Below are 20,642 nucleotides of genomic sequence, written 5' to 3'. Positions count from 1 at the left end.
GCATGAAGCTTGCTTGGAATCGGCCATGCACCTCTCCACCACTCAGACCAGAGCCCTGTCGGACCTCATGCGCCTGGTCGCGAACTCGACCGACGGTAACGAACTGCGCGAGCGCATGGCGCTGCCAATGCTCGACCTCCTTCATGCCGACACCTATGTGTCGATGGTGTGGGACGGCGAAAGGCAGCGCTTCGGCCGGACGACCGCGCTCAACGTGTCCGAGGAGAATCTGCGGTCCTGGGACGACTACTTCCGCTTCGTGGACCCGCTGACTTACCCCATGATGCAGCGTCGCAAGCCGACCTTGGCGACGCAGGTGCTCTGCCAGAGAGACCTGTCGCGCACGGAGTTCTTCAATGACTTCCTTCGTCGCGACCGTATGTACTGGGGAGTGAATGTCTATTTCTACGATCAAGAGCGGTGCGTCGGGGACGTTCGCATCTGGCGCAATCGGGAGCGGGGCAACTTCGATACGGGAGAAATCGAGATACTGAGCCTCGTTGAGCCAGCAATCACCGCCGCGCTTTCACGGCTCGGCTGGAAGGAAACTGCACCTGTCGGCGAGGTAAGTGAATCCGCCGAGGCGACGCTGCAGCGCGAAGGACGCCTGAGCAAGCGTGAGGCCGAAGTGGCCTGGCTTGTCAGTTGCGGCTGTCCTGACAAGGAGATTCAGCGCCGGCTCGGCCTGGAGTACCCGACGGTTCGCTTCCATCTGAGCAATGCGTTCAAGAAGCTGCGTGTCGCCAACAGAGCCGCGCTAGTGGGCCGAGTTCGAGTCTTGCTGGCGCACCCGGAGCACGCAGTTGCTCAGGCGGCCCTCGCGATGCCTGTCGCGCCAACAGAAGACATAGTGGTCCCTTCCGTGCTGCCCGCTACGTCTGGGCTGCCGCCGGTTTCGTGGACACCGACCTGAATGTTTTGAGCTTTCTCGAGCTGTATCGGACAGACGTAGCCGAGCGTCGAGTGACGACGCGTCGGGTTGTGGAACCGCCCGATGTAGTCGAACACGTCGGCGCGGGCCTGTTCCCGGGTTCGGTACACCTTTCTGGCCGCGCGCTCGGTCTTCAGTGAACTGAGGAAGGTCTTCACGCCGGGCGAGGCGCCTCTTTCCGCAAGGGTAGCCTCTCGCTCGTTTCCGACAATGCAGCCCTTGCGCCAGCGCAAGCGCGCCTTGCCCGCAAGCGGCAACATCGGCAGACGGCAGCCCATGCAAGACATACCGATTTTCTCGGCGGCAGTACACAATTTTGATGCGCGACCCCGACCATGGCGAGCCCGAGACCGCCGGCACGCATTTCAGAAGCTGAGGAACATGACATTCAACAATTCGGACACCCGCTACGGCTCATGGGTCATCGGCTTGCACTGGCTGATGCTGGCGCTGCTCGTCGCCGTCTATGCCTGCATGGAACTGCGCGGGCTCGCCCCCAGGGGCAGCGACCTGCGGGCCAATCTCAAGACTCTGCACTTCCTGCTGGGCCTGAGCGTGCTCGCTCTCGCGATGGTTCGACTTGCCGTGCGATGGCGCGCAGGCGCGGCCCCCGGCATCGAGCCGCCTGTTCCAGCCTGGCAGGGGAAGCTGGCGCACCTCATGCACCTGGCGCTCTACGCCTTCATGATCGCCACGCCGATCCTGGGCTGGCTGACGCTGAGCGCCGAGGGCAAGCCGATCGTCCTGTTCGGTCTGCATGTGCCGTCGCTCCTCGGCGCGGACAAGCCGCTTTCCGAGCAGTTGCAGGACGTGCACGAAGCGCTGGCCACGGCCGGCTATTTCCTGATCGGCCTGCATGCGGCGGCGGCGCTGGCCCACCACTACATCGTGAGAGACGACACGCTCTTGCGGATGCTGCCCGGGCGCCACCCCCGTCGGTGAGCGGACCAGTAGCAGGCCATGAAGTCATTCCACTCCCGCGCCCATCCCGAGCGCCACCGCACCGAGCACATCGGCTGGCTGCGTGCCGCGGTGCTCGGCGCCAACGACGGCATCATCTCCACGGCCAGCCTGGTCGTCGGCGTCGCGGCCGCGCACGCCAGCCACGCCAACATCCTGACAACGGCAGTGGCCGGCCTCGTGGCCGGCGCCATGTCGATGGCGGCGGGAGAATTTGTCTCGGTCCATTCCCAGGCCGACACGGAAAAGGCCGACCTGGAGCGCGAGCGCATCGAACTGGAAACGGACCCCGAGGCGGAACAGCGGGAGCTGACCGCCATCTACGTGCGCCGCGGCCTCGACGGCAAGCTGGCCAGCCAGGTCGCCACGCAGCTCATGGCGCACGACCGGCTCGGCGCGCACGCCCGCGACGAGCTCGGCATCTCGGATGCGCTCAGTGCGCGACCGCTGCAGGCGGCGCTGGCATCGGCGGCGAGCTTCGCCGTGGGGGCCGCGCTGCCGCTGTCCGTGGTGGCCCTGGCTCCGCAGGCATCTTTGCTGCCCTGGACCATCGCGACCGCCATCGCATTCCTCGCGACGCTGGGGGCCGTCGCCGCAAAGATCGGCGCAACGCCCGTGGCGCGCAGCGTCTGGCGCGTCACCTTTTGGGGCACGCTGGCCATGGGAATCACAGCCGGTGTGGGAGCCGTGTTCGGCACCTCGGGCTGAGCTCTTCCTGGGGACTCTTCGGCAACCTCGGAGCCGCCTGCCGTGCGCGATGCCGGGCTTCTCGACCAGCCGATACCCGACCACCCGGGGCCCCCAGCCAGCAGCAACGCGCAGGGGGTGGGAAGACGCTCACCGCCGGCGCGGCCTGCCTTGCTGCTGCGGTTTTTCCCGCCGCCCTTCAGCCGACGCGGCACGCGCCTTCCGCTCGCCAGGCGCAACGCTCACCTCACCCGCAGCGGACGAGCGCAGGCGCGACGCATACGCCCATGCAGCGCCGCGCCGGTGCAGCGCGAACACCCTCATGCGCCAGCGGCGTCGAGAAGATCCTTGGCCGCGAGCGACCGCGGGCGCATGTCGGTCCAGTTCGCCTCGATGTAGGCGCCGCAGGCGGCCCTGTCGGTGGCGGGCAGCGCCACTTTCCAGCCGGCGGGCACGTCGATGAAGGCGGGCCACAGCGAGTGCTGGCCTTCGTCGTTCACCAGCACCTGGAAGGTGCCGTTCTTGTCGTCAAACGGGTTGCTCATCGTCTGTTTCCTTGCGGGTTCTTCATTCAATCGGGCTCGTCAGGCCATTGCCAGGGATTCGGAAGCGGCGGCTTCGCGCAGCGCCTCGAGCGCGGCCGAAATCTCGGTCAGGGCGTGATGCCGCGCGAAGTCGTCGCGCAGCACGCCCGCGCGCTGGCGGTAGGCAGGCTCCTTCAGCAGCCTGCGCACCGCGTCGCCGATCTGGCGCGCGGCGGGCTGCCCGTTGCCCAGGTTGATGCCTGCTCCCGACCAGGCCACGCGCGCGGCGATCTCGGGCTTCTCCTCGGTGGCGCCGGCCACCACCAGCGGCACGCCGAGGCTCAGCGCGTGGTTGACCGAGCCGTAGCCGCCGTTGGTCACCATCGCATGGACCTTGGGCAGCAGCCGGTCGTAGGGCACGAAGGGCAGCACGCGCGCATTCGCGGGCACCGCCATGTTCAGCGCTTCCGGCTGCGGGCCGCCGGTGGTCGCGATGACCTGGATGTCGCCCGCGCCGGCCAGCGCCTGCAGCGTCGGTCCGATCAGCTGCGCCGGGTTCTGGTTGGCCAGCGTGCCCTGCGTCACCAGCRCCACGGCGCGGCCGTCGTCCAGCTCGTGCCACCACTCGGGCGGCACGAAGTCGCGGCTGGCAGGCGCGAGCAGCGGGCCGACGAAGCGCACCGAAGCCGGCATGTCGCTGCGCGGGTACTCGAAGGATTCGGAGGTGAGCTGCAGGTACAGGTCGGGCAGCTTCACCATCGCGTCGATGAAGAACTCCGGCAGCGCCGGCAGGCCCGCGCAGGTCAGCAGCGCATCGAAGTAGCGCTGCACCTCGCCGAACATCGCCTGCTTGAGATTGGTGTTCATCGCCCGGTTGCGTACGCGTCCCTCCGGCGTGGACGAGGGCGGCAGCGCGGTGCCGAAGAAGGCGGTGTCGCAGCTCGACAGCGGCAGCGCCGAGATGCCGATGGCCACCACCGCCGGGCGCTGCTCGCGCGGCCCCAGCAGCAGCGGGAAGGTGCCGCAGAACATGGTGTCGACCACGATCGCGTCGGCCGCGAACTCGCGCAGGATCGCCCCGAGCCCGGCACGCTGCGCCGCCATGGCGTCGGCGAAGAAATGCTTCAGCCCGAAGCACAGCTGCGCATGCGCGGAAGGCAGCCGCTGGCGCTGCGGAAAGCGCTGGTCGAGCTCGCGGTGATCGAAGTCGATGGAGGCATCGAAGGGCGTGAAGCCCGCGCCGGTGGCCTCGACCTGCGCGCGGAAGCGGCTCGCCGTGTGCACCCGCACCTCGTGCCCCAGGCCCACCAGATGCTGGGCGATGGCCAGCATCGGCAGCACGTGTCCCGGCAGCGCGGTCGCCGCGATGAGGTAGCGCGCCATCTCAGGCCACCTGCGATGCGCGGGTTTCGACGGCCGGGCGGCGCGCCTTGGTGTCGATGCCCAGATCGACGAAATAGCGCTGCAGCAGGTCGCGGTCCACCGGGCGGATCGCCGCGCCGATGGCCTGGAGCTGCGCATGCGTGGCCTCGCCGCTCACCTTCGGCGGCGTGGCCGAGATGTCGTAGCGGTCGAGGATCGCGAGCACGGCAGCGAGGTCGCGGTCCTGCCCCACCGCAAGCCGCGCATGCGCGCGCTGCAGCCAGGGCTCGAGCCCCACCGGTTCGAGCCGCATGCCGAGCCGCTCGAACACGGCCGGAATGTCGCGCACCCGCAGCGCCTCCTGGCTGGTCAGGTGGAACACCTGGCCCCACGAGGCCTGCAACCCCGCGAGGCCGAGGATGGCGCGCGCCACGTCGTCCACCGGCGTGAGGTTCAGCGGCAGGTCCATGTCGGGAATGGCTTCGAGGTCGGCATAGAGGTGCGCCACGCGCCAGATCAGGTCGTCGGCGTTGCAGATCGCATGCGTGTGGTCGCCGGTGACCGCGCCCAGCCGGTAGATCGCCACCGGCATGCCGCGCGCCTGCGCCTCGCGCGCCAGCGCGTCGCCCACCCACTTGCTCTGGCTGTAGCCGTCGACCAGCCCGCTCCAGGAGGCCAGCGCCGACTGCTCGGTGACGGTGGCACCTTCCTTGCCGTTGTTCTGGCCGATCACCGCCAGCGTCGACACATAGTGCATGCTCTTCGGCCGGCCCTGCGCGGTCCACTCGAGCAGCGTGACCACGCTGTCGACGTTGGCCGGCTTCAGGCTGGCGTAGGGGTGCAGGAAGTCGACCTGCGCCGCGCAGTGGTAGATGGCGTCGCAGCCCTCGCGTACCAGTTCCACCGCGCCCTCGTCCAGGCCCAGGCGCGGCTTGCCGAGGTCGCCGGTCACGACCTTGATGCGCGCGTCGTCCCAGATCGCGCCAAGCTGCCGCTGCGCCAGCGTGAGCTGCAGGCGGCGCCTGCCGGCCTCTTCGTCGGCGGCGCGCACGTGGCAGACCACGCAGGCGGCGGTGTCACGCAGCAGCGCGGCCAGCAGGTGGCTGCCGACGAAGCCGCTGGCGCCGGTCAGGAACACGCGCTTCGCGGCCAGCGGCGGCACGGTCTCCTGCCTGCGGATGTACGCGGGCAGGTCGAGTTCGCGCGACAGGTCCAGCGCCCCGGCGCCGGCCGTGTTGTCGTCCAGCCATGCGGCCAGCGCCGCGATGGTCGGCCGGTTGTAGACCTCGGCATGCGGGAAGTCCGCGCGCACCTGCTGGCGGATGCGCATGCCGAGCTGGATCGCCATCAGCGAATGCCCGCCGAGCTCGAAGAAGTTGTCGTGGATGCCCACGCGCTCCAGGTGCAGCGTCTCGGCCCACAGTGCGGCAAGCTGCCTTTCGGTGGCTGTGCGCGGCTCGGCATAGGCCGAGGCGGCCTGCTGCTCAGGCCCGGGCAGCGCCCTGCGGTCGAGCTTGCCGCTTTGCGTCAGCGGCAGGAATGGCAGGTGCACGAAGGCCGAGGGCACCATGTAGTCGGGCAGCGACTGCGCCATGTGGGCGCGCAGCTGCGCAGGCTGCGGATCGGAGGACGCCACCACGTAGGCCACGAGGCGCTTCTCGCCCGGCACGTCCTCGCGCGCGATCACCGCCGCCTGCGTCACCTGCGGATGCCGCAGCAGCACCGATTCGATCTCGCCCGGCTCGATGCGGTAGCCGCGGATCTTCACCTGCTGGTCGGCGCGGCCGAGGAAGTCGAGGCTGCCGTCGTTGCGCCAGCGCGCCAGGTCGCCGCTGCGGTACATGCGGCTGCCGGGCTCGCCGAATGGATCGGCGACGAAGCGCTCGGCGCTCAAAAGCGATCGGTTCAGGTAGCCGCGCGCGACGCCGCTGCCCGCGATGTAGAGCTCGCCCGCCACGCCCGGCGGCACCGGCTGCAGCGCGTCGTCGAGCACGTACACGCGCGTGTTCCACACCGGCGTGCCGATGGTGGGCGGCTCCTGGCCGTTCATCGGCGCGCTGGTGCTCGCGCAGATGGTGATCTCGGTCGGGCCGTAGGCGTTGATCATGCGCCGGCCCCTGGACCAGCGCGCGGCCAGCTCGGCGGAGCAGGCATCGCCGCCCACCACCACCGTCCGCAGGCACGGGTACTCGCCCTCGGGCAGCGTCGCGAGCGCGGCCGGCGGGATCAGCGCGTGGCTCACGGCCAGCCTGTCGATCAGCGCGCCCAGTTCCGCGCCCAGCACCTGCTGCGCCGAAGGCACCACCAGCGCGGCGCCGGCATGGAAGGCCATCAGCAGGTCCATCACCGAAGCATCGAAGCCGCTGGAGGAGAACTGCAGCACGCGCGAGTCGTGGTCGATGGCGAAGCGCTGCGCCATCGAGGCGCCGAGGCTGCTCAAGCCCTGGTGCGGCACCACCACGCCCTTGGGCTTGCCGGTGGAGCCCGATGTGTAGATGACGTAGGCGGCGTCGCGCGGGTCGGCCGCGCGCGGCTGCGCCACGGGCCCGTCCGACTGGATGGCCAGCGCGGCAACGGTCTCGTCGCTGTCGAGCGCGAGGCAGTGCGCAATGCCGGCCAGCTCCGGCAGCAGCGACGCACGCGTCAGCACGGCGGCGGGCGCTGCCTCCTCGAACACGAAGGCGCTGCGGCCGGCCATGTGGTTCGGGTCGACGGGCAGGTAGGCCGCACCGGCCTTCACGATGGCGAGGTGCGCCACCACGAGGTCCAGCGAACGCGGCAGCACGGTCGCGACGATGTGGCCCGCGCCGACGCCCCGTCCGCGCAGCAGGTGCGCGAGCCTGTTGGCGCGCACGTCGAGCGCGGTATAGCTCACGACGCAGGCGTCGTCGAGCACCACCGCCGCCGCATGCGGACGCGCGGCGGCGTGCGACTCCACCATGGCCGCGAGCGACAGCGGCGCGATGTCGTCGCGCGTACCGGCACTCCTGCCGCTCCAGTCGGCCAGCAGGCGGCTGCGCTCCTCGTCGCCGAGGATGTCCAGGCTGCCCAGCGCGGCATCGGGCGCATCGCAGGCCTGCTCGAGCAGGCGCACCAGCCGATGGCCGATGGCCTCGACAGTGGCGCGGTCGAAGATGTCGGTGCTGAACTGGATGCCGCCCGCGATGCCGCCCGGCAGGCCGTCGGCGCCGCGCTGCTCGTCGAGGATGAAGGACAGGTCGAACTTGGCCGTGTCCACCTCCACCGGCTGCGGCGTGATCGACAGGCCCGGCAGCCCGAAAGAGAGCCGGTTGCTGCCGCTCTGGAAGCCCAGCATGACCTGGAACAGCGGCAGGTTCGCGCCGCCGCGCTGCGGCCGCAGCAGCTCCACGATGCGGTCGTACGGGAACTCCTGGTTCGCGTAGGCCGCGAGGTTGGTGGCGCGCACCCGAGCGACCAGCTCGCGCAGGCTGGGCTGGCCCGCCACGTCGGTGCGCAGCACCAGCGCGTTGACGAAGCAGCCGATGAGCTCGTCCAGCGCGTGGTCGCTGCGGCCGGCCACCGGCGTTCCGATGACGATGTCGTCGCCAGCGCCCAGCCGGTTGAGCAGCCCCGCGAGCGCGGCCTGCAGCACCATGAAGACGCTGGCCTGGCCGTCGCGCGCCAGCTGCAGCATGCGCTCGTGAACGTGCGATGGAATCTGCAGCGGCACCACGTCGCCCCGGTAGCTCGGCACGCCCGGATGAGGCCGGTCGACCGGCAGGCTCAACCGCTCGGGCAGGTCGCGCAGGGTCTCGCGCCAGAACTCGCGCTGGCGGCCGGCCATGCTCTCAGGGTCGTCCTCGCTGCCGAGCAGCTCCTGMTGCCACAGCGCGTAGTCGGCGTACTGCAGCGACAGCGGCGCCCAGCCCGGTGCCTTGCCTTCGCTGCGCGCGGCATACGCGATGCTGAGGTCGCGCGCCAGCGGCAGCAGCGAGGCGCCGTCGCCCACGATGTGGTGCGTGAGCAGCAGCAGCACATGCTCGTCGTCGGCCAGCCTGAAGAGGTGCGGCCGCAGCGGCGCGGTAGTGCCGAGGTCAAAGCCGCTGCGCGCGGCGGCGTGCAGCTGCGCGGCGATCTCGTCCTCGCTGCTGTCGGCCTCGATCAGCAGCGCGCGGGCCTGTTCGCCTTCAAGGATGTGCTGGCAGGGCAGCCCGTCCTCGCTCGGGTAGATGGTGCGCAGGCTCTCGTGGCGCTGCAGCAGGTCGTCGAGCGCCGACTGCAGCGCGGCGCGGTCGAGCACGCCCGACAGGCGCAGGGCCAGCGGCATGTTGTAGGCGGGATTGGCGTTCTCCAGCTGATTCATCAGCCACAGGCGGCGCTGCGCGAACGACAGCGGAATGCGCGCGGGGCGCGGCTTCGGGGTGATGCCGGGCCGCGACTGCGAGGCCTGGTCGAGCAGCTCGGCGAGGCCGGCGATGGTGGAGACCTGGAAAAGCGTGTCCAGCGGCAGGTCGATCATGAACTGCTGGCGGATCATCGAGATCAGCTGCACGATCATCAGCGAGTGCCCGCCGAGCTCGAAGAAGTTGTCCTCGATGCCCACGCGCGGCAGGCGCAGCGTCTCGGCCCAGAGGCCCGCGAGGATCTTCTCGGTGTGCGTGCGCGGCGCGACGTAGGCCGTGGCCGCCTGCAGCTCCGGCGCGGGCAGCGCGCGGCGGTCGAGCTTGCCGCTGGGGCCCAGCGGCAGCGCGGGCACGCCGACGAAGGCCGAGGGCACCATGTACTCGGGCAGTGCCTGCGCGAGGAACGTGCGCAGCTCGGCCGATTGCGGATCGGCCGCGTCCGCAGCCGTCACGAAGTAGGCGACCAGGCGCTTCTCGCCCGGCACGTCCTCGCGCGCGATCACCGCCGCCTGCGCGACCTGCGGATGCCGCAGCAGCGCCGACTCGATCTCGCCGGGCTCGATGCGCAGGCCGCGGATCTTCACCTGCTGGTCGGCGCGGCCGAGGAAGTCGAGGCTGCCGTCCTCGCGCCAGCGCGCGAGGTCGCCGCTGCGGTACATGCGGCTGCCGGGCTCGCCATAGGGATTGGCCACGAAGCGCTCGGCGCTCAGCAGCGGCCGCTCGAGATAGCCGCGCGCGAGGCCGATGCCCGCGATGTACAGCTCGCCGGTGGTGCCGGGCAGCACGGGCTGCAGGCCGCTGTCGAGCACGTGCATCTGCGTGTTCCAGATCGGCTGGCCGATGGGCACGCTGCCCTTCGGAGACTGGCCCTCGCCGTCATCGCGCGGGCATTCCCACGAGGTGACGTCGACCGCGGCCTCGGTCGGCCCGTAGAGGTTGTGCAGCTCGCACGGCAGCTGCCGCTGGAACTGCGACACCAGCGCGGGCGACAGCGCCTCGCCGCTGCAGATCACGCGCCGCAGCGAGGCGCACTCGCGCGCCTTCGGCTCGAGCAGGAATACTTCCAGCATCGACGGCACGAAATGCGCGGTAGTGATGCCTTCATCGGCGATCAGCTTCGCGAGGTAGGCCGCGTCCTTGTGGCCGCCGGGCTTCGCGAGCACCAGCGTGGCGCCGTCGATCAGCGGCCAGAAGAATTCCCACACCGACACGTCGAAGCTCGATGGTGTCTTCTGCAGCACGCGGTCGTCGGCCTTCAGGCCGTAGCGGTCCTGCATCCAGCGCAGGCGGTTGACGATGGCGCGGTGCGACACCACCGCGCCCTTGGGCTTGCCGGTGGAGCCGGAGGTGTAGATCACGTAGGCCGGATGCGCGGGGTCGATGGCCACGCCGGGCGCGGCATCGTCGCTGTTCGCCAGTGCCGCAAACGTTTGCGCTACATCGAGCAGAAGCTTCGGCGCATCTGCCGGCAACGACTGCGCGAGCGCTTCGGTGGTGACGAGGCAGGCGGGCCGCGCATCGCCGAGCATGAAGGCGATGCGCTCCTGCGGGAAGTCCGGGTCCACCGGCAGGTAGGCGGCGCCGGTCTTCAGCGTGGCGAGCAGCGCCACCATCAGGTCGAAGGAACGCGGAATGGCCAGCGCCACGGTGCGCTCGGGGCCCGCGCCATGCGCGCGCAGCAGGTGCGCGAGGCGGTTGGCGCGGCGGTCGAGTTCCTCGTTGCTCATCGCCTCGCCCTCGAAGCGCAGCGCGATGCCCTGCGGGTTGGCGGCGAGCCGCGCCTCGATGAGCGCGACGAGGTTCGTCTCGGGCACCGCGTGCGCCGTGTCGTTCCACGTCACAAGCAGCTGCTCGCGCTCTGCGGCATCGAGCAGGTCGACGTGGCCGATGGCCTGCGCGGGCCGGCGGATCACCGCCGTCATGAAAGCCAGCAGCCGGTGCTGGTGGTCGGCCAGCGACTGCGCGGTGTGGATCGCGGGGTTGGCGTCGAAGTCGATCTGCAGGTCCTGCCCGTTGCCGCGCTCGTACAGGAAGATTCCCAGGTCCTCGGCCGTGCCGTTGGACAGGTTGCGCGGCCTCGCGGCGTGGCCGGCGAAGCGGAAGTCGTAGTCGAAGGGCTCGACGTTGACCACGGTGGTGAAGAGCTGCCGGTTGTTCACCAGCATGTTGAGGTCGCTGCGCAGGTGCTCGTAGCGGTAGGACTGGTGCCGCAGGACCTGCCGCATCTGCCGCCCCACCTCGGCGATCAGCCCGGCCACCGGCAGGTCCGGCCGCATCGCGAGGCGCAGCGGCAGCGCGTTGGCCACCATCGCGGGCACGCGGCGCATGCGGTCGTTGTGCCGCGCGGTGACGGGAATGCCGATCACCATGTCCTCGACGCCGGTGGCGCGGTACAGGTAGGCGGCGGTGGTCGCGATCAGGATCTGCGGCAGCGTGGCGCCGAGCTGCTGCGCGATGTCGGCCAGGGCCCGCACGCTTTCGGCCGGCAGGTGCGCGGTCTGGCGCAGCAGGCCGCCCACGTTCACCGAGCACTGCGAGGCCAGGCTCAGCGGATCGGGGGCGTCGGCGAAGCGCTCCGTCCAGTACTGCCTGTCGCGCGGGTAGCGTCCCGATTCGCGATAGGCCTTGTCTTCCTCCATCAGCTGCGAGATGGGCGCGAGGCGCGATGCCTCCGGCACCTCGGTGCCGGCGATGCGTGCGCTGTAGACGTCGGCGAAACGGCGCGCGATGAGCCCGCCGCCGAAGCCGTCGAGCACGATGTGATGGCTGCGGTGGTACCAGACGTGGTGGTCGTCGGCCAGGCGGATCAGCGCGGACATCCACAGCTGGTCGCGCGCGAGGTCGTCCTTGCGCGTGAAGTCGGCCTGCATCCATGCCTGCGCGGCGGCGGCCGGATCGTGTTCGCCGCTGAAGTCCAGGAAGGGCATCTCGCGCGTGAAGGCGGGCGCCACCACCTGCCGCGGGCCCTGCGCGGTGTCGACGAAGTTCAGGCGCGTGGCCTCGGCCTCTTCGGTCACCTGCCGCATCGCGGCCATGAAGATGTCGGGATCGATCCAGCCCTCGATCTCGATGGCTTCGGCGAGGTTGAAGTTGGTGTCGGGCGAGGCGAACTTCGCGCCGAGCCACATCGCCATCTGGCCCGTAGTGAGGACCGATGCGGCGCCCAGGGGATCGACCGTGCTCATGAACTTCTCCACGTCTTGAATTGAATCGGCGAGCGATCGTTTCCCTCGGGAAACAATTGCAAACTCCGAATCAATGTACAAGCTGTTTCAATAATTTCAGCGACAGCTTCCCGGGTGAAAACATTTCACGTGAGGTGTTGAGAGAGAAAGATTTCATCGGGAAGTGGTCACCCGATTCGCGGCCGAAAAATCCGATGGCTTTCGTGGTAACCGCAAGCGCAAGCGCAGGAAATGGAATGTTGCAATGCAGCAACTTCTTCTGCTGCGCGTAGGGTCTTACCCGGACTGCGCGCTCTGGCAGCCGGCGTAGACACGAAGAGAAAATGCTTCAGGCGGCCGCGCCGACCGCCTGAAGCATGCAGAGAAAAGTTCTCCGCGCGTCGATATCAGGCGATGGTCGCGATGGCGGCGCCGACCGTCACATAGCCGCCCGCAGCCACCGAGAAGGCGATGCGCCCCGCGCGATGCGCGAGCACCTGCATCTCCATCTTCATCGCTTCCATCACCGCAATGACGGCGCCCTCGGCCACCTCGTCGCCGTCGGCCACCTTCCAGGCCTGCACCGTGCCCGAGACGGGCGCAGCCACCGCGGCTGCATCTGCCGCAGGTGCCTGCGAAGCAGGCGCCACGGCAGCGCCGCCAGCCGCCGACGAAAACCCGCTCAGCAGCACGGCAGGCAAGCCCACTGCCATGCGCCGCCCGTCGACTTCGATCGCCGTGCGCAGCAGCGCTGCATCGGGCAGCGGATCGGGGCGCAGGGCCGGCTTCTCGCCGTTGGCGAAGTCGGTCTCGATCCAGCGCGTGTGCACCTTGAAGGCATCGCCCGAAACGAAGTCCGGGTGCGCCATCACCGCGCGGTGGAAGGGCAGCACGGTCGGCAGGCCCTCGATGCGGAATTCCTTCAGCGCGCGACGCGCACGCGCGATGGCCTGCTCGCGCGTGGCGCCGGTGACGATCAGCTTGGCCATCAGCGAATCGAAGGTGCCCGGCACCTGCGAGCCCGCCTCCACGCCGGCATCCACGCGCACGCCCGGACCCGAGGGCGCGTCGAACACCTTCACCGGCCCCGGCGACGGCAGGAAGCCGCGCCCCACGTCCTCGGCGTTGATGCGGAACTCGAAGGCATGGCCGCGCGGCGCGGGCGTCTGCCTGATCTGCAGCGGCAGGCCTTCGGCGATGCGCAGCTGCTCGATCACGAGGTCGATGCCCGTGGTCTCCTCCGTCACCGGATGCTCCACCTGCAGCCGCGTGTTCACTTCGAGGAAGGAGATCGCGCCGCTCGCGCTCAGCATGAATTCGACCGTGCCGGCGCCGGTGTAGCCGGCCTCGGCGCAGATGTCGCGCGCGGCCTGGTGGATGCGCTCGCGCTGCGCGTCGCTCAGGAAGGGCGCGGGCGCCTCTTCCACCAGCTTCTGGTTGCGCCGCTGCAGCGAGCAGTCGCGCGTGCCGAGCACCACCACGTTGCCGTGCGTGTCGGCCAGCACCTGCGCCTCGACGTGGCGCGGACGGTCGAGGAACTGCTCCACATAGCACTCGCCGCGCCCGAAGGCCGTGACCGCCTCGCGCACCGCCGATTCGTAGAGGCCCTCGACCTCGTCGAGCCGCCACGCCACCTTGATGCCGCGCCCGCCGCCGCCGAACGCGGCCTTGATCGCGACCGGCAGGCCGTGCTTCTCGGCGAAGGCGAGCACCTCGCCCGCGTCCTTCACCGGATCGGCCGTGCCCGCCACCAGCGGCGCGCCCACCTTCATCGCGAGCTTGCGGGCCTGCACCTTGTCGCCCAGCATCGCAATGGCGGCCGGCGACGGGCCGATCCAGGTCAGGCCCGCGTCGATGACCGCCTGCGCGAAGGCCGCGCTCTCCGAAAGAAAGCCGTAGCCCGGATGCACCGCGTCGGCGCCGCTGCGCGCGGCCACGTCGAGCAGCTTGGCGATGTTGAGGTAGGTGTCGGCGGGCCTGTTGCCGTCGAGCCCGTAGGCCTCGTCGGCCGTGCGCGCGTGCAGCGCGTTCAGGTCGGCGTCGGCATACACGGCGACGGATTTCACGCCGTGGTCGGCACAGGCGCGCGCGATGCGCACGGCGATTTCGCCTCGGTTGGCGATCAGGACTTTCTTCATCGGAAGGCTTTCACTGGAGCAATGGGCTTGAAGCGGACGCGCGCGTTCACGGGGATCTGCCCCGCGCGGTCCAGGTGGTGCGTGGCGACGGAGGCGATCACCGGATAGCCGCCGGTCAGCGGATGGTCGGCCAGGAACAGCACGGGCTGGCCGCTGGCCGGCACCTGGATCGCGCCGCAGGCCGTGCCCTCGCTGGGCAGCTCGGCGTGGTTGGTGCGCTCCAGCGCTTTCTCTCCGGCCAGGCGCACGCCCACGCGGTTGGACTGCGGCGTGACCAGCCACGACTGGCTGCAAAGCAGCGCAAGCGCCTCGTCGGTGAACCAGTCGGTGCGCGGGCCGAAGACGATGTCGAGCACCACTTCCTCATGCACGCAGGGCAGGCCAGAAGGCGGCAGCTCGGGCTCGCCGACGAGGGCGCCGCCGGCGACAGGGCGGATGGGCAACACATCGCCGGCGGCGATCTGCGGCGGGCCGATGCGCGCGAGCGTATCGGTGGAAAGGCTGCCGAGCACCGGCGCGATGTCGAAGCCGCCACGCACCGCGAGGTAGCTGCGGATGCCGGCCGCAGGCTCGCCCAGCGCGAGCACGTCGCCATCGGCCAGCGCGACAGGCTGGTAGCGCGACAGCGGCCACTTCACGCCGTCCGCACGCGTGAGCGTGACGGAGCCTTCGGCACCAGTGACGGCCACCACCGCATCGCCACGGCAGGCGAGCTGGAAGCCGCCGTACGCGATCTCGATGCACGCCGTGTCAGACGCATTGCCCACGAGCCGGTTGGCCGCCTGCAGCGAGCGACGGTCCATCGCGCCGGAAGCCGACACACCTTGCTTCGCCTGGCCATGGCGCCCGCCGTCCTGCAGCAGCGCCTGCAGGCCCGGGGCGCGGATCTCGAAGGCGCAGCCGTTGTTCGACACCGCCGGTTGCGCCGGCGCGGCGACGGCTTTCACCTCCGCGCGCGGCTGCCCGGTCACGTCGACGAAGCGCACCGTGTCGCCCGGCTGCAGCAGCGCGGGCGTCTCGCGCGAAAGGTCCCACATCGGCGCGTCGGTGATGCCGAGGATCTGCCAGCCGCCGGGGCTGGCCTGCGGGTAGACGCCGCTGAAGCTGCCGGCGAGCCCGACCGCGCCCGCCGGAATGCGCGTGCGCGGCACCTTGCGGCGCGGCACGTTCAGGCTCGGATGCCCGCCCGACAAGTAGGCGAAGCCGGGCGCGAAGCCGGTGAAGGCGACCGTGTAGTCGCTGCCGGTGTGGCGGCGCACGACTTCACCGGGCGCGATACCGAGCAGCTCCGCCACCTCCTCCAGGTCCTCGCCGTCGTAGCGCACGGGAATCTCGATGCGCCTGTCGATGCGCGTCTCGCGTGCATCGAGGCTGCGCGCGCCGATCCGCCGCTCGAGTTCGTCGGCCGAAATGGCAGCCGGGCGAAAGCTGACCAGCAGCGTGCGCGCGGCGGGCACCAGCTCCTCGATGCCCGCGATGGGCTCCGCGCGCAGCGAGGCCAGCAGCGCGAGCGTTTGCGGCAGGTCTTCGAGCTCGACCAGCACCGCGTTCAGGTTGACCGGCAGGAAACGCATCGTCGTCATGCGGCGTCCACGAAGGAGCGGATCGCGACGCCCGCGCTCTCCAGCCGCGCGCGCACCTGCCGCGCCATCTCGACCGCGCCGGGACTGTCGCCGTGCACGCAGACCGACTCGGCCTCGATGCGCACCGTGCTGCCGTCGATGGCAGTGACCACGCCCTCGGAGGCAAGCCGCAGCATGCGCGCGGCCACCTCTTCGGCGTCGTGCAGCACCGCACCGGATTCGCGGCGCGATACCAGCGTGCCCTTCGGCGTGTAGGCGCGGTCGGCGAAGGCCTCGGCCACCGCGCGCAGGCCCGCGTCGCGCGCCCAGCCCAGCAGCGGCGAACCCGCGAGCGCCACCAGCACGAGGCTGGCGTCGATCTCGCGGATGGCGGCGATCACGTCGCGCGCCTGGCGCTCGTCGTGGGCGATGGTGTTGTAGAGCGCGCCGTGCGGCTTCACGTAGCGCACGGTGGCGCCGGCGGCCGCGGCCAGGCCCTTGAGCGCGCCGATCTGGTAGATCACGTCGGCGCGCAGGTCGGCGCTTTCCACGTCCATGTTGCGGCGCCCGAAGCCCACGAGGTCGCGGTAGGCGACGTGCGCGCCGATGACCACGCCGCGCTCCCTGGCCTGGCGCAGCGTGCGCAGGATGCCGGCCGGGTCGCCCGCATGGAAGCCGCAGGCCACGTTGGCGCTGCTCACGAGGGAAAGCATGGCGGCGTCGTCGCCCATGCGCCAGGCGCCGAGGCTCTCGCCGAGGTCGCTGTTCAAGTCGATGTTCATCGTTCGGTCTTCTTCGACGCGCGCCGGGTGGCGCGCTTCAGGGTCGTCGTCGGGTCAGTGCAGGCGGCCGGCCGTCTCGCGCACGTCGTCGCGCACCAGCAGCGCGGTGCGTATCGCCACACGGAAGGCTTCCACCTGCGTCTCCAGCGCCATGCTCGCCACGCCGGGCTTGGACGCGGCCTGCTCGGGCAGGTAGGGCACATGCACGAAGCCGCCGCGCGTGTGCGCCAGCATCGGCCAATTCGCGAGCCGGTGCATCAGCGCATAGAAGATGTGGTTGCACACGAAGGTGCCGGCGCTGTTGGACACCGCCGCGGGCAGCCCGGCGRCGCGCATGTCGCGCACCATGGCCTTGATCGGCAGCGTCGAGAAGTAGGCGGCCGGGCCGCCCGCTTCCACCGCGACGTCGATGGGCTGGCAGCCGGCGTTGTCGGGAATGCGCGCGTCGTCGATGTTCAGCGCGGCGCGCTCCAGCGAGATCTCGGTGCGCCCGCCCGCGGCGCCGATGCACAGCACCAGCGGCAGAGGCGCCCGGTCGGCCTGGATGCCCGCCAGCGCCGCCTCCAGCGTGCGGATCGAGCGGCCGAACACGCAGGGCAGCTGCAGCGCCTGCACCACCGTGCCTTCGCAGGTCCAGCCGTCGAGCGCGCGGGCGATCTCCCAGGCCGGGTTGACGGGATCGTTCTCGAAGGGCTCGAAGCCGGCGAGCAGTACGCGCGGTGCCGCGCCACTGGCCGTTGTCCTGGTCATGCTCGAAGCCTCAGCGGAACATCAGGAAGTACAGCAGGAAGATGTTGACCACCAGCAGCGCGGCCGCGGTCGGTATCTGCACGCGGATCACGGCGTTCTTGTCGGGCAGCTCCAGCAGCGCCGCCGGCACGATGTTGAAGTTGGCCGCCATGGGCGTCATCAGCGTCCCGCAGTAGCCCGAGAACATGCCGATGGCCGCCATCACCGCCGGGTCGCCGTGGTACACGCCCACCAGCACCGGCACGCCCACGCCGCCCGTCATCACCGGGAAGGCCGCGAAGCCGTTGCCCATGATGATGGTGAACAGCGCCATGCCCAGCACATACACCGCAACGGCCACGAAGCGGATGTCCATGTTGATGTAGCTGGTGGCGAGGTACGCCACCGCCTTGCCCACGCCCGCGTCGGAGAACACCAGGCCCAGCATGCCCAGCATCTGCGGCAGCACCACGGCCCAGCCCAGCGCGTCGGTCAGGCGGCGCGACTCGCGCATGCCCTGCACCGGCGTCTCGCGCGTCATCCAGCAGGCCAGCGCCAGCGCCGCCACGCAGCCCACGCCCAGGCTCACCAGCGTGGTGTTCTTGGGGTCGAGCAGGAAGGCGTCGCCGATCTTCACCTTGCTCATCAGCACGGTGCCGATCACGGTCACCAGCGGGATCGCCAGCGCCGGCATGAAGAGCTTGTTGCCCAGGCGCTTCGCGCTGGCCGCGTATTCGGAAGCCGTGGGCTCCTGGTGCTTGCCCGCGCCCACGCCGCGCAGGCCGGCGATGACGGCCATGGCGATGGCGCCCACGCCCACCAGTGCCGGCGGCAGCTTGTCGCCGACGAGGAAGACCAGCGAATAGAGGCCCCAGAAGAGCGCGCTGGTGTAGCGCTTGGGATGCTGGCGGTCGACCAGCGTCATCACCGCCGTGATCGCGAGGATCAGGCCGACCAGGATGTAGAGGTGCTGGATCGAGAGGATCATGATCAGCGGCCTTCCTGGGTTGCAGGGACGGCAGGCACGTCGGGCGCCGGCGTTCCTTCGAACTCACGGGCCAGCGCCTGGTCGAGCCGGCGCAGGCGCCAGGCGTGGATGATGAAGGCGGCGATGGCCGTGGGAATGCCCCACATCGCGACGTGCAGCGGCTCCACGTCGATGCCGGCCTCGTGCAGGAAGGTGGTCATCAGCACGATGGCGCCGAAGGCCACGAAGATGTCCTCGCCGAAGAACAGGCCGACGTTGTCGGTGGCCGCCGCATAGGCGCGCAGCTTGTGGCGGATGCGCTCGGGCAGCTTGCCGTAGCGCGTCTCGGTGGCGCCCTCGGCCATCGGCGCGAGCAGCGGACGCACCATCTGCGGATGGCCGCCCAGGCTGGTGAGGCCCATGGCCGCCGTGAGTTCGCGCGCGGCCAGATACACGATGAGCAGGCGCCCGGCGGTGGCCGACTTGATGCGGCTGATCCAGTTCTGCGCATGCTGACGCAGGCCGTGGCGCTCGAGCAGGCCGATCACCGCCAGCGGCAGAAGAATGATCAGCGGCAGGTTGCGCGTCTTGATGAAGCCGGTGCCGATGGCCGTGAGGATCGCCATCGGGCCGAAGCCCGCGGCCACCGCCGTGGCGATGGCGGTGACGATCACCACCAGCATCGGATTGAAGCGCAGGACGAAGCCCGCAATGATCACGGCGACGCCGATCAGCGGCCAGAGGTGAGGGATGTCAGGAGTCATGTTGGTCTTTCGTTCGGGTGATTCGGAGACACCTTGCGCCGGGGTTCCGGCTGGCCGCTTCTTGCAAACTGCGTGCCAATGAATGAGCAATCCATTTCTCCTGAATCACTCATTTCCAATAAATTGTTGAACAATTTAGGATAGTGTGCCCAACAACAGTGCCTGCATGACTCCATGAAAACCCTGAGCGCGCCACCGTCTGGTGCATCCGGCGGGGCCCGTCTTTCCCCGGTCGGGCGGGGAAAACCTGCTAAAAACGTCCGGTTCCGCCGCCCTTCCCACCCCCGCCTTCCCCTTTCGGCATGACCCCACCGGCCACCACGACCCCATCCGCCCCGCCTGCAGCAGCCGCCGGCGCACAGACGCTCAACGACCGGGTCGCGGAGCTGATCCGCCAGAAGATCGTGAAGGGCGAGTTCTCGCCGGGGCAGCGGCTGTCGGAGGCCGCGCTGGCCGACAGCTTCGAGATTTCGCGCAACACCCTGCGCGAAGTGTTCCGCACGCTGACCAAGGAAGGCCTGCTCAAGCACGCGCCCAACCGCGGCGTGTTCGTGGCGGTGCCGAGCATCGCGTCGATCATCGACATCTACCGGGTGCGCCGGCTCATCGAATGCCAGGCGCTGGCGCAGGCCTACCCGCGCCACCCGGCCAAGAAGCACATGCGCGAGGCGGTGGAGATGGCGCTCAAGTGCCGCGAGGCCGGCGACTGGCTGGGCGTGGGCACGGCCAACATGGAGTTCCACATGGCCATCGTGGAGCTGGCCGACAGCGAGCGGCTGAACAACCTGTTCGCCCACATCCTGGTCGAGCTGCGGCTGGCCTTCGGCCTGCTCAAGGACCCGGAGTTCCTGCACGCGCCGTATGTCGACATGAACACCAAGCTGCTCGAACTCATCGAGGCCGGCAAGTTCGCCGAGGGCTCGGCCGCGCTCAACGACTACCTGGTGCACTCCGAACGCATCGTGCTGGCGGTCTATGCGCGCAGCATGCCCGAGGGCGGGGTCGACGGCCAGGGGTGAACGGGGCCTGCGGATAATGGCGAGCCCACCTCCTTCGACGGACACGCCATGACCCTGTCTGCCTACCTGCTGTTCCTGCCGGCCTGCTTCGCCATCAACATGGCCTTCGGCCCCAACAACCTGCTGTCGGTGACCAACGGCGCGAAGCACGGCGTGTCGCCCGCGGTCATCGCGGCCAGCGGCCGGCTCGTGGCCTTCGCGATCATGATCGCCATCGCGGGGCTGGGCATGGGCGCTGTGCTGGTGGCCTCGGAGCTGGCCTTCGACGTCATCAAGTACATCGGCGCGGCCTACCTGGTGTGGATCGGCGTCCGCCTGCTGCGCGCGCCGGCGCCCACGGCCGAGGTCCAGCAGGCGCGCGACGCCGCGTCCGCGCCGCCTTCGATGCGAGCCCTCGTGCGGCAGGAGTTCACCGTGGCGGCGGGCAACCCGAAGGCGATACTGGTGTTCACCGCCTTCTTCCCGCAGTTCGTGGTGCCGGGCGCGTATGCCTCCAGCTACGTGCTGCTGGGCCTGACCTTCCTGGTGTTCGAGCTGGTGGCGATCGCGCTCTATGCGCTGCTCGGCGCGCGCATGCGCCGACTGGCGAATGGCAGCCGCGCGATGCGGTGGTTCAACCGCGTGAGCGGCAGCATGATGGTCGGCTTCGGCTTGATCCTGGCGTTCACGCGCCGCCCCGCGGCCTGATC

At 69.9% G+C, this 20,642-nt stretch carries 14 protein-coding genes and 1 pseudogene; 5 read left to right on the top strand and 10 right to left on the bottom strand.

The genetic code is table 11. The features are described 5' to 3' along the window. The first annotated feature begins 25 nt into the window (after positions 1–25). Entirely contained in the window at positions 26–913 is an 888-nt protein-coding gene (locus QMO14_RS06545) for a helix-turn-helix transcriptional regulator (protein ID WP_301505576.1), read from the top strand. 14 nt (positions 914–927) lie between these two features. Here QMO14_RS06545 and QMO14_RS06540 read toward each other — a convergent pair. Beyond that, positions 928–1,089, bottom strand: a pseudogene (locus QMO14_RS06540) (IS3 family transposase); the annotation flags it as partial. 223 nt (positions 1,090–1,312) lie between these two features. Here QMO14_RS06540 and QMO14_RS06535 point away from each other — a divergent pair. Beyond that, positions 1,313–1,873 (top strand): cytochrome b, encoded by a 561-nt coding sequence (locus QMO14_RS06535; RefSeq protein ID WP_301505575.1) that lies wholly within the window; start codon positions 1,313–1,315, stop codon positions 1,871–1,873. A gap of 18 nt (positions 1,874–1,891) precedes the next feature. Continuing rightward, entirely contained in the window at positions 1,892–2,599 is a 708-nt protein-coding gene (locus QMO14_RS06530; RefSeq protein WP_301505574.1) for a VIT family protein, read from the top strand. Positions 2,600–2,898: 299 nt separating this feature from the next. On the opposite strand, the gene QMO14_RS06525 is transcribed toward QMO14_RS06530, so the two are convergent. The 9 genes from QMO14_RS06525 to QMO14_RS06485 all read right to left on the bottom strand — a co-directional run bounded on the left by QMO14_RS06525 (position 2,899) and on the right by QMO14_RS06485 (position 18,934). After that, a complete protein-coding gene (locus tag QMO14_RS06525; protein WP_301505573.1) occupies positions 2,899–3,123 on the bottom strand; it encodes an MbtH family protein in 225 nt (74 codons plus the stop codon). A gap of 39 nt (positions 3,124–3,162) precedes the next feature. Next, a complete protein-coding gene (locus tag QMO14_RS06520; RefSeq protein WP_301505572.1) occupies positions 3,163–4,485 on the bottom strand; it encodes a glycosyltransferase in 1,323 nt (440 codons plus the stop codon). Between the two features lies 1 nt (position 4,486). Beyond that, on the bottom strand, positions 4,487–12,013 hold the full coding sequence (locus QMO14_RS06515; protein WP_301505571.1) for a non-ribosomal peptide synthetase: 7,527 nt from the start codon (positions 12,011–12,013) through the stop codon (positions 4,487–4,489). A 386-nt stretch (positions 12,014–12,399) separates the two neighbouring features. Further along, on the bottom strand, positions 12,400–14,130 hold the full coding sequence (locus QMO14_RS06510; RefSeq protein ID WP_301505570.1) for a biotin carboxylase N-terminal domain-containing protein: 1,731 nt from the start codon (positions 14,128–14,130) through the stop codon (positions 12,400–12,402). Beyond that, on the bottom strand, positions 14,127–15,704 hold the full coding sequence (locus QMO14_RS06505) for an urea amidolyase family protein (protein ID WP_301505609.1): 1,578 nt from the start codon (positions 15,702–15,704) through the stop codon (positions 14,127–14,129). Before QMO14_RS06505 ends, QMO14_RS06510 begins: the two co-directional genes overlap by 4 nt. A gap of 5 nt (positions 15,705–15,709) precedes the next feature. Further along, positions 15,710–16,474 (bottom strand): LamB/YcsF family protein, encoded by a 765-nt coding sequence (locus tag QMO14_RS06500; protein WP_301505569.1) that lies wholly within the window; start codon positions 16,472–16,474, stop codon positions 15,710–15,712. A gap of 54 nt (positions 16,475–16,528) precedes the next feature. Beyond that, complete coding sequence (pcp, locus tag QMO14_RS06495; RefSeq protein WP_301505568.1) at positions 16,529–17,224, bottom strand: pyroglutamyl-peptidase I; 696 nt, start codon at positions 17,222–17,224, stop codon at positions 16,529–16,531. Between the two features lie 10 nt (positions 17,225–17,234). Further along, positions 17,235–18,191, bottom strand: coding sequence for a DUF979 domain-containing protein (locus tag QMO14_RS06490; RefSeq protein ID WP_301505567.1), 957 nt, complete (start codon positions 18,189–18,191; stop codon positions 17,235–17,237). 2 nt (positions 18,192–18,193) lie between these two features. Continuing rightward, complete coding sequence (locus tag QMO14_RS06485) at positions 18,194–18,934, bottom strand: DUF969 domain-containing protein (protein ID WP_301505566.1); 741 nt, start codon at positions 18,932–18,934, stop codon at positions 18,194–18,196. 302 nt (positions 18,935–19,236) lie between these two features. Between QMO14_RS06485 and QMO14_RS06480 the strand changes: the two genes are divergently transcribed. Both QMO14_RS06480 and QMO14_RS06475 read left to right on the top strand, forming a co-directional pair. Beyond that, on the top strand, positions 19,237–19,953 hold the full coding sequence (locus QMO14_RS06480) for a GntR family transcriptional regulator (protein ID WP_301505565.1): 717 nt from the start codon (positions 19,237–19,239) through the stop codon (positions 19,951–19,953). A gap of 48 nt (positions 19,954–20,001) precedes the next feature. After that, entirely contained in the window at positions 20,002–20,640 is a 639-nt protein-coding gene (locus QMO14_RS06475) for a LysE family translocator (RefSeq protein ID WP_301505564.1), read from the top strand. Positions 20,641–20,642: the final 2 nt, after the last annotated feature.

This window comes from Variovorax sp. CAN15, from assembly GCF_030462475.1.
GTDB lineage: Bacteria > Pseudomonadota > Gammaproteobacteria > Burkholderiales > Burkholderiaceae_C > Variovorax.
Note: the sequence above shows the minus strand (reverse complement) of the source record. Positions and strands in the feature narration are given on the sequence as shown.

Coding starts and splice junctions, on each gene's coding strand:
- QMO14_RS06545 (WP_301505576.1), top strand. CDS start 26: ATGCACCTCTCCACCACTCAGACCAGAGCCCTGTCGGACCTCATGCGC.
- QMO14_RS06535 (WP_301505575.1), top strand. CDS start 1,313: ATGACATTCAACAATTCGGACACCCGCTACGGCTCATGGGTCATCGGC.
- QMO14_RS06530 (WP_301505574.1), top strand. CDS start 1,892: ATGAAGTCATTCCACTCCCGCGCCCATCCCGAGCGCCACCGCACCGAG.
- QMO14_RS06525 (WP_301505573.1), bottom strand. CDS start 3,123: ATGAGCAACCCGTTTGACGACAAGAACGGCACCTTCCAGGTGCTGGTG.
- QMO14_RS06510 (WP_301505570.1), bottom strand. CDS start 14,130: ATGAAGAAAGTCCTGATCGCCAACCGAGGCGAAATCGCCGTGCGCATC.
- QMO14_RS06505 (WP_301505609.1), bottom strand. CDS start 15,704: ATGCGTTTCCTGCCGGTCAACCTGAACGCGGTGCTGGTCGAGCTCGAA.
- QMO14_RS06500 (WP_301505569.1), bottom strand. CDS start 16,474: ATGAACATCGACTTGAACAGCGACCTCGGCGAGAGCCTCGGCGCCTGG.
- QMO14_RS06490 (WP_301505567.1), bottom strand. CDS start 18,191: ATGATCCTCTCGATCCAGCACCTCTACATCCTGGTCGGCCTGATCCTC.
- QMO14_RS06485 (WP_301505566.1), bottom strand. CDS start 18,934: ATGACTCCTGACATCCCTCACCTCTGGCCGCTGATCGGCGTCGCCGTG.
- QMO14_RS06480 (WP_301505565.1), top strand. CDS start 19,237: ATGACCCCACCGGCCACCACGACCCCATCCGCCCCGCCTGCAGCAGCC.
- QMO14_RS06475 (WP_301505564.1), top strand. CDS start 20,002: ATGACCCTGTCTGCCTACCTGCTGTTCCTGCCGGCCTGCTTCGCCATC.